At 73.7% G+C, this 16,860-nt stretch carries 19 protein-coding genes; 11 read left to right on the forward strand and 8 right to left on the reverse strand.

The window, feature by feature from the left end; all coding sequences use genetic code 11:
- The first annotated feature begins 23 nt into the window (after positions 1-23).
- Positions 24-812: a CoA transferase subunit A gene (locus tag IRQ30_RS00080; RefSeq protein ID WP_193611058.1), complete on the forward strand. Its 789-nt coding sequence runs from the start codon at positions 24-26 to the stop codon at positions 810-812.
- Positions 809-1,435: a CoA transferase subunit B gene (locus tag IRQ30_RS00085; protein WP_193611059.1), complete on the forward strand. Its 627-nt coding sequence runs from the start codon at positions 809-811 to the stop codon at positions 1,433-1,435. The genes IRQ30_RS00080 and IRQ30_RS00085 overlap by 4 nt, the downstream gene beginning before the upstream one ends.
- 225 nt (positions 1,436-1,660) lie before the next feature.
- Here the strand turns inward: IRQ30_RS00085 and IRQ30_RS00090 are convergent, their stop codons facing one another.
- Positions 1,661-1,996, reverse strand: coding sequence for a TfoX/Sxy family protein (locus tag IRQ30_RS00090; RefSeq protein WP_193611060.1), 336 nt, complete (start codon positions 1,994-1,996; stop codon positions 1,661-1,663).
- Between the two features lie 97 nt (positions 1,997-2,093).
- Between IRQ30_RS00090 and IRQ30_RS00095 the strand changes: the two genes are divergently transcribed.
- The 3 genes from IRQ30_RS00095 to IRQ30_RS00105 are packed head-to-tail and all read left to right on the forward strand — an operon-like array spanning position 2,094 to position 4,459.
- On the forward strand, positions 2,094-3,386 hold the full coding sequence (locus IRQ30_RS00095; RefSeq protein ID WP_193611061.1) for an Nramp family divalent metal transporter: 1,293 nt from the start codon (positions 2,094-2,096) through the stop codon (positions 3,384-3,386).
- Between the two features lie 10 nt (positions 3,387-3,396).
- The gene (locus IRQ30_RS00100; RefSeq protein WP_193611062.1) at positions 3,397-4,068 is read left to right on the forward strand and encodes a VOC family protein; all 672 of its coding nucleotides are present in this window, start codon (positions 3,397-3,399) and stop codon (positions 4,066-4,068) included.
- 7 nt (positions 4,069-4,075) lie between these two features.
- On the forward strand, positions 4,076-4,459 hold the full coding sequence (locus IRQ30_RS00105) for a YdeI/OmpD-associated family protein (RefSeq protein ID WP_193611063.1): 384 nt from the start codon (positions 4,076-4,078) through the stop codon (positions 4,457-4,459).
- A 26-nt stretch (positions 4,460-4,485) separates the two neighbouring features.
- Here IRQ30_RS00105 and IRQ30_RS00110 read toward each other — a convergent pair whose 3' ends face one another.
- The 5 genes from IRQ30_RS00110 to IRQ30_RS23995 form a co-directional block, all read right to left on the reverse strand.
- Positions 4,486-5,091: an SGNH/GDSL hydrolase family protein gene (locus IRQ30_RS00110; RefSeq protein WP_193611064.1), complete on the reverse strand. Its 606-nt coding sequence runs from the start codon at positions 5,089-5,091 to the stop codon at positions 4,486-4,488.
- A 43-nt stretch (positions 5,092-5,134) separates the two neighbouring features.
- Entirely contained in the window at positions 5,135-7,534 is a 2,400-nt protein-coding gene (locus tag IRQ30_RS00115) for an ABC transporter permease (RefSeq protein WP_193611065.1), read from the reverse strand.
- Positions 7,531-8,316 (reverse strand): ABC transporter ATP-binding protein, encoded by a 786-nt coding sequence (locus IRQ30_RS00120; protein ID WP_193611066.1) that lies wholly within the window; start codon positions 8,314-8,316, stop codon positions 7,531-7,533. Before IRQ30_RS00120 ends, IRQ30_RS00115 begins: the two co-directional genes overlap by 4 nt.
- Positions 8,317-8,405: 89 nt before the next feature.
- Positions 8,406-9,098 (reverse strand): response regulator, encoded by a 693-nt coding sequence (locus IRQ30_RS00125; protein WP_193611067.1) that lies wholly within the window; start codon positions 9,096-9,098, stop codon positions 8,406-8,408.
- Positions 9,095-10,255: a DUF7134 domain-containing protein gene (locus IRQ30_RS23995; RefSeq protein WP_193611068.1), complete on the reverse strand. Its 1,161-nt coding sequence runs from the start codon at positions 10,253-10,255 to the stop codon at positions 9,095-9,097. Before IRQ30_RS23995 ends, IRQ30_RS00125 begins: the two co-directional genes overlap by 4 nt.
- A gap of 182 nt (positions 10,256-10,437) precedes the next feature.
- On the opposite strand from IRQ30_RS23995, the gene IRQ30_RS00135 reads away from it, so the two are divergent.
- The 6 genes from IRQ30_RS00135 to IRQ30_RS00160 are packed head-to-tail and all read left to right on the forward strand — an operon-like array spanning position 10,438 to position 13,933.
- Entirely contained in the window at positions 10,438-10,788 is a 351-nt protein-coding gene (locus IRQ30_RS00135) for a hypothetical protein (RefSeq protein ID WP_193606805.1), read from the forward strand.
- Between the two features lie 30 nt (positions 10,789-10,818).
- A complete protein-coding gene (locus IRQ30_RS00140) occupies positions 10,819-11,568 on the forward strand; it encodes a hypothetical protein (protein WP_193611069.1) in 750 nt (249 codons plus the stop codon).
- Between the two features lie 58 nt (positions 11,569-11,626).
- Positions 11,627-11,785: a Sp36 family protein gene (locus tag IRQ30_RS00145; RefSeq protein WP_167736105.1), complete on the forward strand. Its 159-nt coding sequence runs from the start codon at positions 11,627-11,629 to the stop codon at positions 11,783-11,785.
- 3 nt (positions 11,786-11,788) lie between these two features.
- Positions 11,789-12,247: a RidA family protein gene (locus IRQ30_RS00150; protein WP_134741051.1), complete on the forward strand. Its 459-nt coding sequence runs from the start codon at positions 11,789-11,791 to the stop codon at positions 12,245-12,247.
- A gap of 4 nt (positions 12,248-12,251) precedes the next feature.
- A complete protein-coding gene (locus tag IRQ30_RS00155; RefSeq protein WP_193611070.1) occupies positions 12,252-13,118 on the forward strand; it encodes an NUDIX hydrolase in 867 nt (288 codons plus the stop codon).
- Positions 13,115-13,933 (forward strand): MBL fold metallo-hydrolase, encoded by an 819-nt coding sequence (locus tag IRQ30_RS00160; protein ID WP_193611071.1) that lies wholly within the window; start codon positions 13,115-13,117, stop codon positions 13,931-13,933. The genes IRQ30_RS00155 and IRQ30_RS00160 overlap by 4 nt, the downstream gene beginning before the upstream one ends.
- Before the next feature lie 130 nt (positions 13,934-14,063).
- On the opposite strand, the gene IRQ30_RS00165 is transcribed toward IRQ30_RS00160, so the two are convergent.
- Positions 14,064-15,929, reverse strand: a complete 1,866-nt coding sequence (locus IRQ30_RS00165) for a SigE family RNA polymerase sigma factor (protein ID WP_338089496.1) — start codon at positions 15,927-15,929, stop codon at positions 14,064-14,066.
- A 191-nt stretch (positions 15,930-16,120) separates the two neighbouring features.
- On the reverse strand, positions 16,121-16,798 hold the full coding sequence (locus IRQ30_RS00175; protein ID WP_134741054.1) for a Crp/Fnr family transcriptional regulator: 678 nt from the start codon (positions 16,796-16,798) through the stop codon (positions 16,121-16,123).
- Between the last annotated feature and the right edge of the window lie 62 nt (positions 16,799-16,860).

The raw sequence follows: 16,860 nt of genomic DNA on the forward strand, positions 1-16,860 counted from the left end.
GCATCCTGGCTTGGATCGGGCGCATGGACAAAGTGGTGACCTCCGCGGCCGCGGCCGTGGCCGACATCCCCTCGGGGGCGACGCTCTCGGTGGGCGGGTTCGGGCTGTGCGGCGTACCGGCGGTGCTCATCGACGCGCTGCTCGCCGCCGGCGTCGACGACCTCGAGGCCGTCTCGAACAACTGCGGCGTGGACGAGTGGGGGCTCGGCCGGCTGCTGGCGCAGCGGCGGATCCGGCGGATGATCTCCTCCTACGTGGGGGAGAACAAGGAGTTCGCCCGGCAGTACCTCTCCGGCGAGCTCGAGGTCGAGCTGACCCCGCAGGGCACGCTCGCGGAGCGGATGCGCGCCGGCGGCTCCGGCATCCCGGCGTTCTTCACCGCGACCGGGTCCGGCACCCAGGTCGCCGACGGCGGCCTGCCGTGGCGCTACGACGACGCCGGCAACGTCGTGGTCGCCTCGCCGCCCAAGCAGACCCAGACCTTCGAGACCGCGGAGGGCCCGCGCGAGTTCGTGCTGGAGCACGCGATCGTCGCGGACTTCGGCCTGGTGCGCGCCTGGAAGGGCGACCGGCACGGCAACCTCGTCTTCCGCGACTCCGCCCGCAACTTCAACCCGCTCGCCGCCATGTGCGGGCGGGTCACGATCGCGGAGGTGGAGGAGCTCGTCGAGCCCGGCGAGATCGACCCCAACCACGTGCACACCCCCGGGGTGTTCGTGCAGCGCGTGGTCGCGCTGACGCCCGAGCAGGCCGCGGACAAGCGGATCGAGAAGCGCACCGTGCGCACCCGAGCGGCAGGAGACGGAGCATGAGCTGGACCCGCGAGGAGATGGCCGCGCGCGCGGCCTCCGAGCTGACCGACGGCTCCTACGTCAACCTCGGGATCGGCCTGCCGACCCTGGTGCCGAACTACGTCGACGACGACGTGGAGCTGGTCCTCCAGTCGGAGAACGGCATCCTCGGCGTGGGTGCCTACCCGTGGGAGGGCGAGGAGGACGCTGACCTGATCAACGCCGGCAAGGAGACCGTCACGCTGCGACGCGGCGCGAGCTTCTTCGACTCCGCCACGTCGTTCGGGATGATCCGCGGCGGCAAGATCGACGCCGCCATCCTCGGCGCCATGCAGGTGTCGAAGGGCGGCGACATCGCCAACTGGATGATCCCCGGCAAGATGGTCAAGGGCATGGGCGGCGCGATGGACCTGGTCCACGGCGCCAAGCGCGTGATCGTGCTGATGGAGCACGTCGCCAAGGACGGCAGCTACAAGATCGTCGAGGAGTGCTCGCTGCCCTACACCGGCCGCGCCGTCGTCCAGCGGATCATCACCGACCTCTGCGTCATCGACATCACCCCCGAGGGCCTCCGGCTCGTCGAGCTCGCTCCCGGCGTCACCGAGGACGAGGTCCGCGAGAAGACCGAGCCTGTGTTGCTGTAGGTGCTTCGGCCGCCGTCGGAGGGCGGGAGTTTCGCCGGTCGACCGGCGAATCTGGAGCTCCTGGGCCAAAGTTTCGTACCCCCAGCGTGAGTTTCGCCCGGGGACCCGCGGCACACAACCGCGCCCCCCGCAACCCCCCCCCCGCATGTGCCCCCCCGGGCCACCCGTCCCCCCCCCCCCGCGCGCCCCCCCCCGCCCCCCCGGCGAAACTCACCGGCGCCGACGTCAGCCCTTCGGCGGCTGGGCGCGCGCGGTGGTGACGCCCCGCTCGACCCAGGCGAGCAGCTCCGCCTCGGCGGCCAGGGCCTCGGGGCCGACCCGCAGCCAGGTGCGCGAGGACTGCGCGCCCATGTGCATCGGCTCCACGTGGTCGAGGCGCAGCAGCGCCTCGCTCTCGGACCCGTCGGTGCGGACCAGCAGACCGCCGTCCCGGCTGGCGCACACCGCCATGTGGCCGTCCAGCATGAACGCCAGCCCGCCGAACATCCGCTTCTCCTCGGTCGGGCCGTGCTCGTGCACCAGGTCGCGGACCCGGGCGGCCAGCCCCTCGTCGTACGGCATGGGGACAGTCTGGCCGGTGGCTCCGACACCACGCGGTCCTCGTCAGCGGCGACGTTGTCGGTGATGATGGCCCGATGTCCTCCCCGGGAGCCGACCAGTGACCGCCGACGTGCCCGAGACCGGGCGCCCACCGAAGTGGAGGGTGGTCGGGCCCGGACTGGTGGTCGCGGCCACCGGCGTCGGCGCTGCCGACCTGGTCGCGACGCTCGTGGCGGGCGCGAAGTTCGGCTACACGCTGCTGTGGGTCGCGGTCCTCGGCGCGGTGATCAAGGTGGTGCTGGTCGAGGGCGCGGGCCGCTACTCGCTGGCCACCGGCCGCACGATCTTCGAGGGTTGGCGCAGCCTGGGGAGGTGGACGACCTGGTACTTCGCGCCCTACATCGTGATCTGGGGGCTGGTCTACGGGGCGACGGCGATGTCGTCGTCCGCGCTGCCGCTGGTCGCGCTGTTCCCCGACCTGTCCCTGCGATGGACCGCGATCGTGATCGGCCTCGCCGGGCTGGTGCTGGTGTGGTTCGGCACCTACGCCGCGTTCGAGAAGGTCATGGCCGCGTTGGTCGGCATCATGTTCGTGACGGTGGTCGGCGCGGCCCTGCTGGCGACGCCGCACCTGGACGAGATCGTCCTCGGGCTGCGGCCGATCTTCCCCGACGACTCGGTGGTCAACGTGCTCGCGATCGCCGGTGGGGTCGGCGGCACGATCACCCTGGCGGCGTACGGCTACTGGCTGCGGGAGAAGGGCTGGGGCACGCCTGCCTTCATGCGCGTGATGCGCATCGACAACGCCGTGGCCTACGCCGTCACCGGCGTCTTCGTGGTCGCGATGCTCATCGTCGGCGCGGAGCTCTACTACTCCGCCGGCATCGCCGCCGAGACCGGCGACCAGGCGCTCGTGCAGCTCTCCGACATCCTCGACGAGAGGTACGGCGAGGTCTTCGGCAAGGTGTTCCTGATCGGCTTCTTCGCCTCGTCGTTCTCGTCGCTGATCGGCGTGTGGAGCGGCGTGAGCCTGATGTTCGCCGACTACGTCGGCAACCTGCGCGACCTGCCCTCGGGTCACCCCGACACCCGCACCGGCGGCCGCTACTTCCGCGCCTACATGCTGTGGCTGACGTTCCCGCCGATGCTGCTCCTGCTGCTCGACGAGCCGGTCGGCCTGATCCTGGCCTACGGCACCCTCGGCGCGCTGTTCATGCCGTTCCTCGCGATCACCCTGCTGGTGCTGCTCAACAAGCGCCGCCCGGGCGCGCTCCCGCACTCCGACGTCCCCGACGAGTGGCGCAACGGCTGGCTCTCCAACGGCATGCTCGCGCTCTGCGCCCTGCTGTTCCTGGCGCTCGCGGTCAACGAGCTGCGCAACGTGCTGGAGGAGAACCTGCCGTTCTGGTAGGCCTGGAGCCATGAGCGCTGCGACGTACAAGGACCTGTGCATCGACGCCGTCGACGCGCCCCGGCTCGCCCGCTTCTGGGCCGAGGTGCTGCACCGCGAGGTCGACCGCGACGACGCCGACCTCACCAGGCTCACCGGTCCGACCGAGCGGCACACGGTGTGGGTCAACCGGGTCCCCGAGGCCGTGACGGTCAAGCAGCGCGTCCACCTCGACGTCCACGCGGCCTCGGTCGACGACGTCCTCTCGGCCGGTGCGGCGCCGCTCGACCTGGAGACCTTCCGCTGGAAGGTGCTGCGCGACCCCGAGGGCGGCGAGCTGTGCGTCTTCGAGCGGGATCCCGTGCCCGACGAGCGCCTCTACGAGATCGGCGTCGACAGCGCCGACCCCGAGCGCATCGCCACCTGGTGGGCCGACGTGCTGGGCTCGACGGTGGCGATCGACGACGCCGACGGCTCCGCCTCCGTGCGGGTCCCGGGCGCGCCGTTCGAGAGCTTCGTCTTCTCCCGCGTGCCGGAGCCGAAGACCGTCAAGAACCGCATCCACTGGGACGTCGACACCGCCGATGTCGGGCTGCTGGTGGGCGACGGCGCCCGGATCCTGCGCGAGCCGGACGACGACGTGTCCTGGACGGTGCTCGCGGACCCCGAGGGCAACGAGTTCTGCGCGTTCGTGGAGGCCTGAGGTGGTCATGCCCGAGCTGGAGGAGCTGCTGGTCCCGGACGCCGAGTCCTGGCGCTCGTGGCTGGAGGCGCACCACGACGACGCCCCGGGGGTGTGGCTGGTGCTGGCCAAGAAGAACGACCCGCTCCCGGCGCCGACGTACGCCCAGGCGGTCGAGGAGGCGGTGTGCTTCGGCTGGATCGACGGTCAGGCGCGCCGCCGCGAGCAGGGCGGCTCGTTCATCCGGATGACCCCGCGCCGGCCGCGCAGCAACTGGTCGGTCAGCAACGTCGAGCGCGTCGAGCGGCTCGAGGCGGAGGGCCGCATGCACGCGGCCGGCTGGGCGGCCGTCGAGGTCGCCAAGGCCAACGGCAGCTGGGACGCCGCGGTCGCCGCCCGCGACGCTCGCTGAGGAGGGCGACGTCCCCTCTCGAGACCTCAGGCGGCCTCGCGCGCCCGCGCCGCGGCCAGCACCGTCGGCAGCAGCGAGTCGGCGATGACGGCGTAGCCCGCGCTCGACGGGTGGAAGCGGTCGGCCGAGAAGAGCGTGCGGTCGACGGCGAAGGCGCGGGAGGCGCGCTGGTCCTCGTCGGCCACCCGCCCCCGCTCGCGTCGTACGACGGCAGCCTGGCGGGTGCGCAGCTCCTCGCCGGCCGCGCGCACGGCGTCGCGCAGGAACGCCGGCACGTGGGGCACCGCGCTGAGGTCCGGGGCGGGCGCCACGACGACCTCCGCGCCGGCGGCGCGGAGCCGCCGCACGGCCTGCGCGAGCGCCTCGACCGCCCGGTCGAGCGGCTCCAGGTGGGTGAGGTCGTTGGCGCCGATGACCACGACCGCGAGCTCCGGGCCCCACGGGACGCACGACGCCACCTGGGTGGCCAGCCCGGCGCTGCGCGCGCCGGGCACCGCGAACACGCGGGACGTGACGTCGTACCCGTGGGTGGTCAGGCCCTCGACGAGCCGGGGTGCGAGCCGGTCCTGCTCACGGGCGGCGCCCTGCCCCCAGGCGATCGAGTCCCCGAGGACGGCCAGCTTGATGCTCATGCCCTCCAGGAGACCAGACGCGTGGTGACCGGGCGCCGACCCCTCAGTCCATGCTCAGGCCGGCCGCCGGCGCCACCCGAGCAGCGCGGCGGGCGGGCAGCAGGCACGCGAGCAGCCCGGCCGCACCGGCCACGAGGACGACGATCGCGAGCTGGCCCCAGGGCAGGACGAACGGCGCCGCGTCGATCGTGGGCCGCACCATGGTCTCGACGGCGACCCAGGCGAAGACCACGCCGATCGTGGTGCCCAGGACCGTGGCCACGACCGAGAGCAGGACCGCCTCGGTCGCCAGCATCCGTCGGAGCTGACGACGGGTGAGCCCGAGCGCGCGCAGCAGGGCGTTCTCGCGACCGCGCTCGAGGACCGAGAGCCCCAGCGTGTTGCCGATGCCGATCAGCGCGATGACCACCGCGACCCCGAGCAGCGCCACGACGGCGCCGGTGAGGATGTCGAGCTGGAGCGTCACGTACGCGCGGTTGGCCAGGCCGTTGCCGACCTCGGCGTCCAGCGGCGTGGCCAGCGCGGTGAGGTCGCCGGCCAGGTCCTCCGCGTCGGCGCCCTCGTCGGCGCGCACCCAGACCGCGCGGGTGTCGGTGGTCCCGGTCAGCGCCGCCAGGGTGGCGGGCGCGACGACCGCGGTGCTGCCCCAGCCCTCGCCGGTGACCACGCGCAGCGTCCGCGACGCCTCGCCCACGGTGACCTCCACGCGGGGGCGGTCCGGAGACAGGTCGTAGGGCATCAGGATCTCGCCCGGCCCCGGGGCGACGACGTCGTCGTCGTGCGTGACCGAGGCGGCGCCGTCCGGCGTGGCGACGACGGTCAGCTCCCCGACGCCGCCCCCGAGGGTGGCGGTGACGCCGTCGACCGCGACGGCCTCGGCCACGCCGTCGGTGCCGCGCACGTCCTCGAGCAGCGAGGCCGGCAGCGGCCCCTCCAGGGCCGTGAGGGTGAGGTCGATCGGGTACTGCGTCGCCATGTCGTCGTCGACGGCTCCGCGGGAGCTGGCGAGGCCGGTCAGCACCGCGGTGGTCAACGTGACGCCGATCAGCAGCGACGCCGTCGTGGTCGCCGTACGGCGCGGGTTGCGCACGGCGTTGCCGGTGGCGAGCCGGCCGGCGGAGCCGAGGAGCCGCCCGGCGGGACGTCCGGCGAGCCTGATCAGCGCCGGGACCAGCACCGGGCCGAGCAGCAGCACGCCGGTGAACGTCGCGGCACCGCCCAGGAGCATCAGGGCGACGACGGAGCCCTGGACGGCCAGCGCCATCGCCGCGACGCCGCCGAGCAGCAGCAGGCCGCCCGCGGCCAGGCGGATCCGGCCGGCGGTCGAGCCGGCGTCGACCGACTGGTCGGGACGCAGCGCGGCGAGCGGGCTGACCGAGACGACCCGGCGGGTGGGGAGCCACGAGGCCACCAGCGTGACGCCGAGCCCCATCACGAAGGCGCCCAGGACCCACGGCCACGACAGGGTGACGTCGCCCAGGGCCGCGCGGGGCTCGAGGGCGCGGGCGAGCGCGACCAGCCCGTAGCCGGCCCCGGTGCCCGCGACGAGCCCGAGGAGCGACGCGGCGACGCCGAGCAGCAGCGCCTCGACCCGCACCGACCGGACCACCTGGCGGCGGGTGGCCCCGACGCACCGCAGCAGCGCGAAGTCCTTGCTGCGCTGGGCGAAGAGGATCGAGAACGTGTTGGCGATGACCAGCACGGACACGAACAGCGCGACGGCGGCGAAGATCAGCAGCACGTAGGCCAGGACGTTGACGCCCTGGCTGAGCTCGGTGGACCGGTCGTCCACGAACTCGTCGCGCGGCTGCACCTTCGCCCCGCTCATCGCGCTCACGTCGGGCGTCCCGTCGTAGGCGACGCTGTCGACGTACAGGCTGTCGGCCCACTGCTCGAGGTCGGACCAGGACAGGTACAGCGAGGCGCGGACGCTGGCCGAGGGGCTGTCGACCAGGCCGACGACGGTCACGTCCTTGGCCAGGGCGCCCGAGCCGACCCGGAGCCGGTCGCCAACGGCGACCTGCTCGGACTTGGCGGCGTTGGCGTCGGCGACGGCCTCGCCCGGTCCGTCCGGCAGCCGCCCCTCCTCGACCTCCTGCCAGCGCAGGGATGGGTCGTCGGCGACGGCGCCGACGTCGACCTGGCCGTCGACCAGGCGGCTGCCCTCGGAGACGGGCAGGATCGTCCAGCCGAGCACGGCGGCCCGGTCCCCGGCGGACCGGGCGTCGGCCAGGAGGGTCGCCGCATCCTCGCCGCTCACGTCGGACACGACGGTGTCCGCGCCCTCGTAGGGCAGCTCGATGCCCGAGACCAGGCCGTTGCGGGTGGCCGAGGCGAGGGCGTTGGTGACGATGATGAACGCGACGCCGATGACCACGGCGAGCGCCGCGGCGACGTAGCGGCGGGTGTGGGTGCGCAACGACGCCAGGAGCACGGTCCTCATCGCAGGGCCACCGACGGCCGCAGCACGGACACGAGCTGGTCGGGGGTGGGGTCGATGAGGTGGGCGCGGATCTCGCCGTCGGCGATGACGACCACGTCGTCGGCGTACGCGGCGGCGTCGAGCTCGTGGGTCACCATGACCACGGTCTGGCCGAGCTCGCGCACGGAGCGGCGCAGGAAGCCCAGGACCTCGGCGGACGACTCGCTGTCGAGGTTGCCGGTGGGCTCGTCGGCGAAGACCAGGTCGGGCCGGGTCACCAGCGCGCGGGCGATCGCGACCCGCTGCTGCTGGCCGCCGGAGAGGGCGTCGGGTCGGTGGTGCAGGCGGTCGGTGAGCCCGAGCGTCTCGGCCAGCAGGTCGTAGCGGGCGCGCAGCTCGGCGTCGACCCGGCGGCCGGAGAGCTCCAGCGGCAGCAGCACGTTCTGCCCGGCGGTGAGCATGGGCAGCAGGTTGAAGGACTGGAAGACGAAGCCGAGGTGCTCGCGGCGGAACACCGTGAGCGCGGTGTCGTCGAGCGACTCCAGCGACGTGCCGGCGACCGTGACGGTGCCGGAGGTGGGGACGTCGAGGCCGGCCAGGCAGTGCATCAGCGTCGACTTGCCCGAGCCGGACGGGCCCATGATCGCGGTGAAGCGGCCGCGGGGCAGGTCGAGGTCGACGCCGCGCAGCGCGTGGACCTGGGCGTCGCCGCGGCCGTAGGTGCGGGTGAGGCCGCGGGCGCTGGCGGCCATCGGGGCGGGGGCGGGGGCGGGGGCGGTGGGTGAGGGGGAGCTCTGGTTCATGCCGCCGAGTCTTCGCGGACCGCGCTCCCGGATCGTCCCCTGACGGGATGGACCTCGCCTCCGCCGTGAGGGGGACGCCGACGGGCGGTCTACGACCCCGGGATGACCAGGCGGGCGTCGTAGGCGAGGACGACGAGCTGCACGCGGTCGCGCCGCCCGGTCTTGGCGAGCAGCCGGCTCATGTGGGTCTTGACGGTCGCTTCGGCCACCACGAGCTCCTCGGCGATCTCGGTGTTGGACAGGCCGCGGCCGACGAGCACCAGCACCTCGCGCTCGCGGTCGGTCAGGCCGGCGAGCGACGGCGCCGTTCGGTCCGCCTCGGCCGTGGCGGACACCGAGGGGTCGGGCAGGGTGCCGGCGAAGTGCTCCAGCAGTCGTCGGGTGGTGCTCGGGGCGACCACCGCGTCCCCCGCGTGCACCGAGCGGATGGCGCCCAGCAGGTCCGGGGGAGCGGCGTCCTTGAGCAGGAAGGCCGAGGCGCCGGCGCGGATCGCGGCGAAGGCGTACTCGTCGAGGTCGAACGTCGTCAGCACGATCACCCGCGGCGCGTCGCGGCCGGCGGCGATCCGGCGGGTGGCCTCGACGCCGTCCATGCGCGGCATCCGCACGTCCATCAGCACGACGTCGGCGGCCGTGACGGCCAGCCGCTCCACGGCCTCGCCGCCGTCGCCGGCCTCGCCGACGACGTGCAGGTCGGGCTGGCTGTCCACGAGCATCCGGAACCCGGCGCGCACCATCTGCTGGTCGTCGACGAGGAACACCCGGATCGGCGAGTCGGTCACAGCGGCAGCCTCGCAGCCACCCGGAAGCCGCCGCCGGGTCGGGGTCCGGCCTCGAAGCTCCCGCCGTGCACGGTGACGCGCTCGCGCATGCCGACGAGCCCGTGGCCGCGGCGGTCGTCGGCCGTCGCGGCACCGCGGCCGTCGTCCTCGACCTCGACGACCAGCTCGGACCCGGCGCTGACGCGCAGCCGCACGTGGGGCGACGGGCCGGCGTGCTTGCGCACGTTGCTGAGCGACTCCTGCACCACGCGGTACGCCGTCAGGGCCACGCCGTCGGGCACCACGACCTCGTCCTCGGGGAGCGCGGCGTCGACCTCGGCGCCGCCGGCACGCGCGTCCTCCACGAGGGCCGGCAGGTCCGCCAGGCCGGGCTGCGGCCGCCAGCCGGTCTCCTCGCCGGCGCGCAGCAGCCCGAGCAGCCGCCGCATCTCGGTCAGCGAGTCGCGGCCGGTGGCGGCGATCGTCTCGAGCGTGGCGGTGGCGACCCCCGGGTCCGCGGCCGCGGCGTAGCGGGCGCCGTCGGCCTGCACCACGATCACCGACAGTCCGTGGGCGACCACGTCGTGCATCTCCCGGGCGATCCGCGCGCGCTCGGCGGAGGCCGCGAGCTCCGCGCGCTGGTCGGCCTCGCGGGCGATCCGCTCGCCGCGCTCGACCAGCCCGTCGACGTACGCACGCCGGACCCGGCCGAGGGTGCCCAGGGCCCAGGCGGTGGCGACGATCGCCACCATGAACAGCGCGTAGGAGACCACCGCCATCCACGACACGGGATCATCGAGCGCCTGGAACCAGTCGAGCGCCGCCACGCCCGACGCGCAGAAGCCCACGGCGAGCGAGGCCGCAGCCGCCAGCGCGGAGGAGTGGCGCGCCACGGAGTAGGTCGCGACCGGGAAGGCGACCTGGCTCCAGATCGGGACGTCGATGACCAGGACCTGGGCCGCGCTGGCGAGGGCCACGACGGCGAAGACGGCCGTCGCGTGGTGGCGGCGCCAGTAGAGCGGGACCAGCTGAGCCAGGCTCAGCACCGTCCAGGCGACGCCGTCCTCGCCGAAGGCGAAGGCCGTGACCGGCAGCAGCAGGCCGGTCGCCAGCAGCACGTCGAAGATGCGCTGGCCGCGCGCGTCGAGGCGCCACGGGTGCGGCTGCGGGGCGTCCACTCCGCCACGGTAGACGTCCGCGCGGGGCGGTCGCGTCAGCCCGGGGAATGAGGGCGTGCAGTCCCGTGGGCTGAGCTGAGGTGATTCCGCGATTCCGTTGGGTACCGCCCGCCCGCGAGCTCGGGGACCCTGGAGCCTCGCGCGCCCGACCCGGGTGCGTTCCCCTACCTCCAGGAGAACCCGTGTCCCTGCGCCGCGCGGCCGCCGCCGCCGTCCTGTCCACCGCCCTCGCCTCCACCGCCGTCCTGGCCCCCGTGGCCGCGGCGAGCGCCGACGCGCCCTCCGAGCGCGCCGGGAAGGCCTGCGTCTCCAAGAAGGAGTACCGCAAGCTCAAGAAGGGCATGACCATCGCCAAGGTCAAGCGCATCACCGGCACCAACGGCAAGCAGGTCAACAAGTACCCGCTGCCCGGCGGCAAGTTCGTCGTCGGTCGCGCCTACAAGGCCTGCACGAAGCGCGGCGCCGTCGGCATCTCCTTCACCAACCAGACCGGCCCCTACAAGCTCGCCGCCAAGAGCGCCGCCTGGCGCTGAGCCACCTAGCCGGGGGGCGGGACGCCACGGGTGGACCGGATCCAGGTGAAGTCCCTGGGCGTCGCCGCCCCCGGCTACGGCAACGCCCTCTTCCTCGACGAGGGTGACGAGGTCCGGGCGAACGCCGTCGTGTTCGCGCCGCTGAACGGGGCGTGGACGGTCTACGCGACCGACGGCGACGCCGCGCCGATCGAGGGGACACGACGGTCGTTCGACCGCCAGCCCGAGGCCTTCGACCACATGGCACAGTGCCTGCGCGACCGGGTGAGCGTGCGGCAGGTCCCGCACCCCCGGCCGTCGAGGCCGTCGGCGGCGCAGCAGTGGAGGCAGCTGCTCGAGTCCTACCGAGAGCTGGGCGTCGTCGGGGTCCTGACGGGTCTCGCGTCCCTGGCGACCGCGCTCGGTTGGCTCTGGATGTCGCCGGTCACCTACACCTTCGCGGACGCCCGCAAGGTCGGCGTCTCCAGGGACGAGGTCGGGACCTACGTCTTCGACGACGCCGGCACGGGCCTGGTCGTCGTGGCGGCCTGCTACAGCCTCGCCGTGCTCCACATGGTGCTGCTGTGGTGGCGCGATCGGCACGCCGACGGCGACGGCCTGCGCCGCTCCCTGCGCACGGCAGGGAGCACGGCGCTGTTCGCGACGGTGGCGCTCGGGTGCCTGCTCTGGCGGGCCGACGAGGTGGGGCCTGCCCTCTACTACCTCCCGCCGGTGCTGGCCCTGCTCAGCGCGCTCGCCGTCGCCTACGCGCTCGCGGCCCGGCGGGCCCGCACGGCCTGAGCATGCTGCGGCCGCGTGGCCGGAGGCCGTGCCGATGGCGACGAGTAGGGTGCGAGCCATGACGAAATGGGAGTACCTGACCGCGCCGATCCTCACGCACGCGGCCAAGCAGATCCTCGACAACTTCGGTGCCGACGGCTGGGAGCTGGTGCAGGTCGCGCCGGGGATGAACCCCGAGAACCTCGTCGGCTACTTCAAGCGTCCGCTGGAGGGCTGAGCCGTGAGCACCCCCGAGGAGCGCCTGTCCGAGCTCGGTCTCGTGGTGCCCGAGGTCGCGAAGCCCGTGGCGGCCTACGTGCCCGCCGTACGCAGCGGCGACCAGGTCTTCACCTCCGGCCAGCTGCCGATGCGCTACGGCGAGCTGATGCTGACCGGCAAGGTCGGCGCCGAGGTGTCGGCCGACGAGGCCTACGGCTGCGCCCGGCAGTGCGCGCTCAACGCGCTGGCCGCGATCAAGGCCGAGGTCGGCGAGCTGTCGGCGGTGAAGCGGATCGTCAAGGTCGTCGTCTTCATCGCCTCCACCCCCGACTTCACGGGCCAGCCCGGTGTCGCCAACGGCGTCTCCGAGCTGCTCGGCGAGGTCTTCGGCGATGCCGGCGTGCACGCGCGCTCGGCCGTCGGCGTCACCGTCCTCCCGCTCGACTCGCCGGTCGAGGTCGAGCTCCTCGTCGAGGTCTGAGGGCGTGCAGATCCCGCTGCCGCCCGTGCCGCTGCCGGCCCACCTGGTCGACGTGGCGCGCGAGTTCGAGGACGGCACCCGCCGGCCGGTGGAGCCGCGGGACGCGGCCACCGTGGTGGTGATGCGACCCTCGGACGACGGCCCGGAGGTCTACCTCCTGCGCCGCCAGGTCTCGATGGAGTTCGCCGCGGGTATGTCCGTCTTCCCCGGCGGCGGCGTCGACAAGCGCGACTTCGACGCCTCCGTCGCGTGGGCGGGGCCGTCGCCCGCCGAGTGGGCGCGTCGGCTCGGCACCGACGAGGAGACCGCGCGGGCGCTGGTCTGCGCGGCCGTGCGGGAGACGTTCGAGGAGTCCGGCGTGCTGCTGGCCGGCACCTCGGACGCGGATGTCGTCGCCGACACCACCGGCGACGACTGGGAGGCTGACCGGCACGCCCTGGAGTCGCGCGAGCTCGCGATGACCGAGCTCCTCACCCGACGCGGGCTGGTGCTGCGCACCGACCTGCTCGGCGCCTGGGACGCCTGGCTGACGCCGGAGTTCGAGCCGAAGCGCTACCGCACGTGGTTCTTCGTCGCCTCGCTGCCCGCGGGCCAGCGCACCCGCGACGTCTCGACCGAGTCGTCCTCGGTGCACTGGGCGCCGGCGCGCGTCGCCGCCGACCAGGCCGACCGCGGCGAGCTGGCGATGCTGCCGCCGACGTACCTCACCTGCCTGGAGATCGGTCGCCTCGGCTCGCCCGAGGAGGTGCTGGAGATCGCGCAGGGGCGCACCCTGGAGATGTTCACGCCGACGGTGGAGCCGCTCGGCGACGGCTTCACGCTCTCGCTGCCCGACCGGCTGCGACCCCTGGTGGCGGAGCGGCCGCGATGAGCGAGGCCTGGACCGGAGGGTCCTTCGGCGAGCGGGCGCGCTGCGTGCTCGCCGACAACGCCGACATGATGACGCTCGACGGCACCAACACCTGGGTGCTCCGCGAGCCCGGCGCCCGGCGCTCGGTGGTCATCGATCCCGGCCCCTCCCTCCCGGCCCACCTCGACGCGGTCGCGGAGGCCGCGGGCGAGGTCGGCGTCGTGCTGCTGACCCACCACCACCACGACCACGCCGAGGCCGCGAAGGAGTTCGCGGAGCGGATGGGCTGCGGCGTACGCGCGCTGGACCCGGAGTTCCGCCTCGGCTCCGAGGGCCTCGCCGACGGCGACGTCGTCTCCGTCGACGGCCTGGAGATCCGCGTCGTCGGGACGCCCGGCCACACGGCCGACTCGCTGTCCTTCCACCTGCCGGCGGAGGGCGCCGTCCTCACCGGCGACACCGTGCTCGGGCGCGGCACCACCGTCGTCGCCCACCCCGACGGCGAGCTCGGCGCCTACCTCGACTCCCTCGACCGGCTGCACGCCCTGGCCTCCGAGCACGACGTGTCGTCCATCTGGCCGGGTCACGGCCCCGTCATCGCCGACGCCCTGGGCGCCCTCGACTTCTACCTCGCCCACCGCCGCGACCGCCTCGGCCAGGTCGAGGCCGCCCTCGCGTCGCTCAAGGACTCGCCCCACCCCGAGGGCATCGCCGTCGACGAGCTGCCCCGCCGCGTCGTCGAGATCGTCTACACCGACGTCGACCCCGTCCTCTGGGGCGCCGCCGAGCTCTCCGTCCGCGCCCAGCTCGCCTACCTCCAGGGCCGCTCGGCCTGAGGTGCTGCGCCGCGGGAGTTTCACCGGGTACCCGGTGAAACTCACGCTTCCGTCACGAAGCTTCGTACCGGAAGCGTGAGCTTCGTACGGTCACTGGTGCTGGTGGGACGGTCGCGGCCGACCCATGCGCTCACCGAAGGCGACGGCGCGGGAACCGGGACGCGAGCCGCACCGCCGCCAGCACAGCCAGTGCTCCCACCGCGATCATCACGAGCCACCGCCGGGTGGACCAGGGCCAGTCCGGCTCGGGTCGCTCGACGGTCGGCTGATCGAGGGTCATCAGGTCGGTCGCGACGCTGACCGGTGGCACGCCCGCGTCGAGCGTGCCCACGACGTCGTACGACGGGTCGTCGCCGACCTCGATGACCGCGAGCTCGGACGCCTGATCCTGGCCGGTCTCGCCGCTCGGCCCGGTCACGCGCGCGACGAGGTGGCGCGCGTCGATCCAGCCGAGCGGGTCCACCGTCCGCGACGCCATGCCCCGGTCGGGGAAGTCGAGCCGCTCGCGGGTCGGGTCGAGGTGCACCGAGTAGCCACGGGTCCCGGCGGTCCCGCCGCCCGAGCGGACGTCGTGGAGGACGTCGTCGACGAAGGCGGCGCCGACCGTGAACCGGTCCCCGACCCGGAGCTCGGTGGGCCGGGCACCTGCACGTGTCAGCACCATGCGGTTGTCCCCGATGACCGCGACCGTCCCGTCGTCGGCGGGGGCGTAGGAGACCGACGCGCTGCCCGCCATCACCGGCAGGGGGAAGGAGCTGTCGTCGCGCCCGATCACGCCGGCCACCGGTGCCTTGCCGCCGAGTGAGTACCGCGTCCACGACGCCATCTCGTCACCGTGCCACGCGAGCTGAGCGCCCTGCGGGGACCAGTCGAAGCCCGCGACCAGCACCCCCTCACCGCCGGTGAGGGCGATCTCGCGGAGGTCACCCGTCACCAGGTCCACGATCCGCACCCCGCTGGGGATGGGCTCCTCGGCTGCGTCATTGCCGATGGTGGCGAACGCGTAGGCCAGCTTCGTCCCGTCGGGGGAGAGTGCGAGCGGGAGGTCCGACGTCATTCCGGAAGCGGAGGCGAGGAAGGCGTTGTTGCCCACGAAGCCGGGAAGGTCGAGCAGGTGGTAGTCGCCGTCGTCGGCGTCGACCAGCACGGGCAGGCCCCCCTCCATGACATAGGCCACCGCCGCCAACCCGAGGGCGAGGTCGGTCTCGAGGTCGTCGTAGGCCCACGCCTCCTCCTGGCCGCTGCGCTCCGCGAAGCGTGCCGGCGCCAGGTGCACACGGTCGGGCACGGCGCCACCGGCGCTGTCCGCGACCGGCGGATCGACTCTGTCTGGCAGCCAGGTCAGGGCTCCCGCCAGCAGGGCGACGGCGAGCACGGAGCCGGCAACGACGATGCGGTCGCGGCGGCGCGCGCGGCCGGCGCGCTGCCAGGTGTCGTGGTCGACCTGCGCGACGGGCGCGCTGTCGCCGAGCCGGGCCAGCTCGTCGCGGAGACGGTCGAGGCTCATGACGCGTCCCCGATCAGCTCGGCGAGGTCCGGGGACAGGGTGCGCAGCCGGGCCAGCGCCTGGCGGGAGATCGACTTGACGGTGCCGGACTGGATGCCGAGAGGCGTGGCCGGTCTGCACCTCGGTGAGGTCCTCGAAGTAGCGCAGCACGAGCACGGTCCGCTGCCGGGTCGTCAGCCGGGCGAGGGCTTGCTCGAGGCTGAGCCGCAGGTCGGCGTCGACACCCGGTGCGGCGCCGTCGTAGGAGCCCAGGGCGGTCTCCTGAAGGCGGCGCTGGCGCCACCACGAGACGTTCTGGGTGTAGAGGATGCGGCGCACGTACGGCTCGGGGTCGCCCTCGATCCGGTGCCAGGCCTTGGCCGCCTTGAAGAGCGCTGTCTGCACGAGGTCCTCCGCGAGGTGGGCGTCCCCGGTGAGGAGGTACGCCGTACGCGACAGGGCAGGGGTGCGCGCGACGACGAACGCGTCGAAGTCGTGCTGTCGGCTCACCCGTGGCCCCCTTCCACCCCTGACGACGCGGGAAGGGGTCGGCCCGGGGGTCGCCCGGAGCGAGCTTTTTGGCGACCTGGCGGAGCTCGTCGCCCCACGCGTCCCACCGCCGTCGCGAAACTCACGCTCCCGGCACGAAGCTTCGTACCGGAAGCGTGAGTTTCACCGGGTACCCGGTGAAACTCCTCGCGTCAGCGCGCCCTGCGCGCCAGCCGCTCGACGTCCATGATGACGACGGAGCGGGGCTCGAGGCGCAGCCAGCCGCGGGCGGCGAAGTCGGCGAGCGCCTTGTTGACCGTCTCGCGGGAGGCGCCGACCAGCTGGGCGAGCTCCTCCTGGGTGAGGTCGTGGTGGACGTGGACGCCGTCGTCGGCGGTGCGGCCGAAGCGGTCGGCGAGGTCGAGCAGCGCCTTGGCGACGCGGCCCGGGACGTCGGAGAACACGAGGTCGGCGACGACGTCGTTGGCCTTGCGGAGGCGGCCGGCGAGCTGGGTGAGCAGCCCGCGGGCGACGACCGGGCGGCCCTCGAGCCAGCGCAGGAGGTCCTCGTGCGACAGCGACGCGAACGTCGTGTCGGTGACGGCGGTGACCGTGGCCGAGCGCGGGCCGGGGTCGAAGAGCGACAGCTCGCCGAACATCTGGCCGGGGCCGAGGATGGCCAGCAGGTTCTCGCGGCCGTCGGAGGACGACCGGCCCAGCTTCACCTTCCCCTCGAGCACGATGTAGAGCTTGTCGCCCGAGTCGCCCTCGTGGAAGAGCACGTCGCCGCGACGCAGGCGCGCCTCGGACATGGACGCCCGCAGCGCCGTCGCGGCCTCGTCGTCGAGCGCGCTGAACAGCGGGGCCTGACGGAGTACGTCGTTGTCCACGGATCCTCCTGGTGTGGTGTCGGGTTGATCCTAGCCAGTGGGGGATCTCACAGACGAACAAG

The sequence above is a fragment of the Nocardioides lijunqiniae genome (assembly GCF_015024225.1).
Lineage (GTDB): Bacteria > Actinomycetota > Actinomycetes > Propionibacteriales > Nocardioidaceae > Nocardioides > Nocardioides lijunqiniae.

Excerpts from the sequence above, each read along its gene's own strand:
- IRQ30_RS00080 (WP_193611058.1), top strand. The coding sequence starts at position 24 with ATGGACAAAGTGGTGACCTCCGCGGCCGCGGCCGTGGCCGACATCCCC.
- IRQ30_RS00085 (WP_193611059.1), top strand. The coding sequence starts at position 809 with ATGAGCTGGACCCGCGAGGAGATGGCCGCGCGCGCGGCCTCCGAGCTG.
- IRQ30_RS00090 (WP_193611060.1), bottom strand. The coding sequence starts at position 1,996 with ATGCCGTACGACGAGGGGCTGGCCGCCCGGGTCCGCGACCTGGTGCAC.
- IRQ30_RS00100 (WP_193611062.1), top strand. The coding sequence starts at position 3,397 with ATGAGCGCTGCGACGTACAAGGACCTGTGCATCGACGCCGTCGACGCG.
- IRQ30_RS00105 (WP_193611063.1), top strand. The coding sequence starts at position 4,076 with ATGCCCGAGCTGGAGGAGCTGCTGGTCCCGGACGCCGAGTCCTGGCGC.
- IRQ30_RS00110 (WP_193611064.1), bottom strand. The coding sequence starts at position 5,091 with ATGAGCATCAAGCTGGCCGTCCTCGGGGACTCGATCGCCTGGGGGCAG.
- IRQ30_RS00115 (WP_193611065.1), bottom strand. The coding sequence starts at position 7,534 with ATGAGGACCGTGCTCCTGGCGTCGTTGCGCACCCACACCCGCCGCTAC.
- IRQ30_RS00120 (WP_193611066.1), bottom strand. The coding sequence starts at position 8,316 with ATGAACCAGAGCTCCCCCTCACCCACCGCCCCCGCCCCCGCCCCCGCC.
- IRQ30_RS00145 (WP_167736105.1), top strand. The coding sequence starts at position 11,627 with ATGACGAAATGGGAGTACCTGACCGCGCCGATCCTCACGCACGCGGCC.
- IRQ30_RS00160 (WP_193611071.1), top strand. The coding sequence starts at position 13,115 with ATGAGCGAGGCCTGGACCGGAGGGTCCTTCGGCGAGCGGGCGCGCTGC.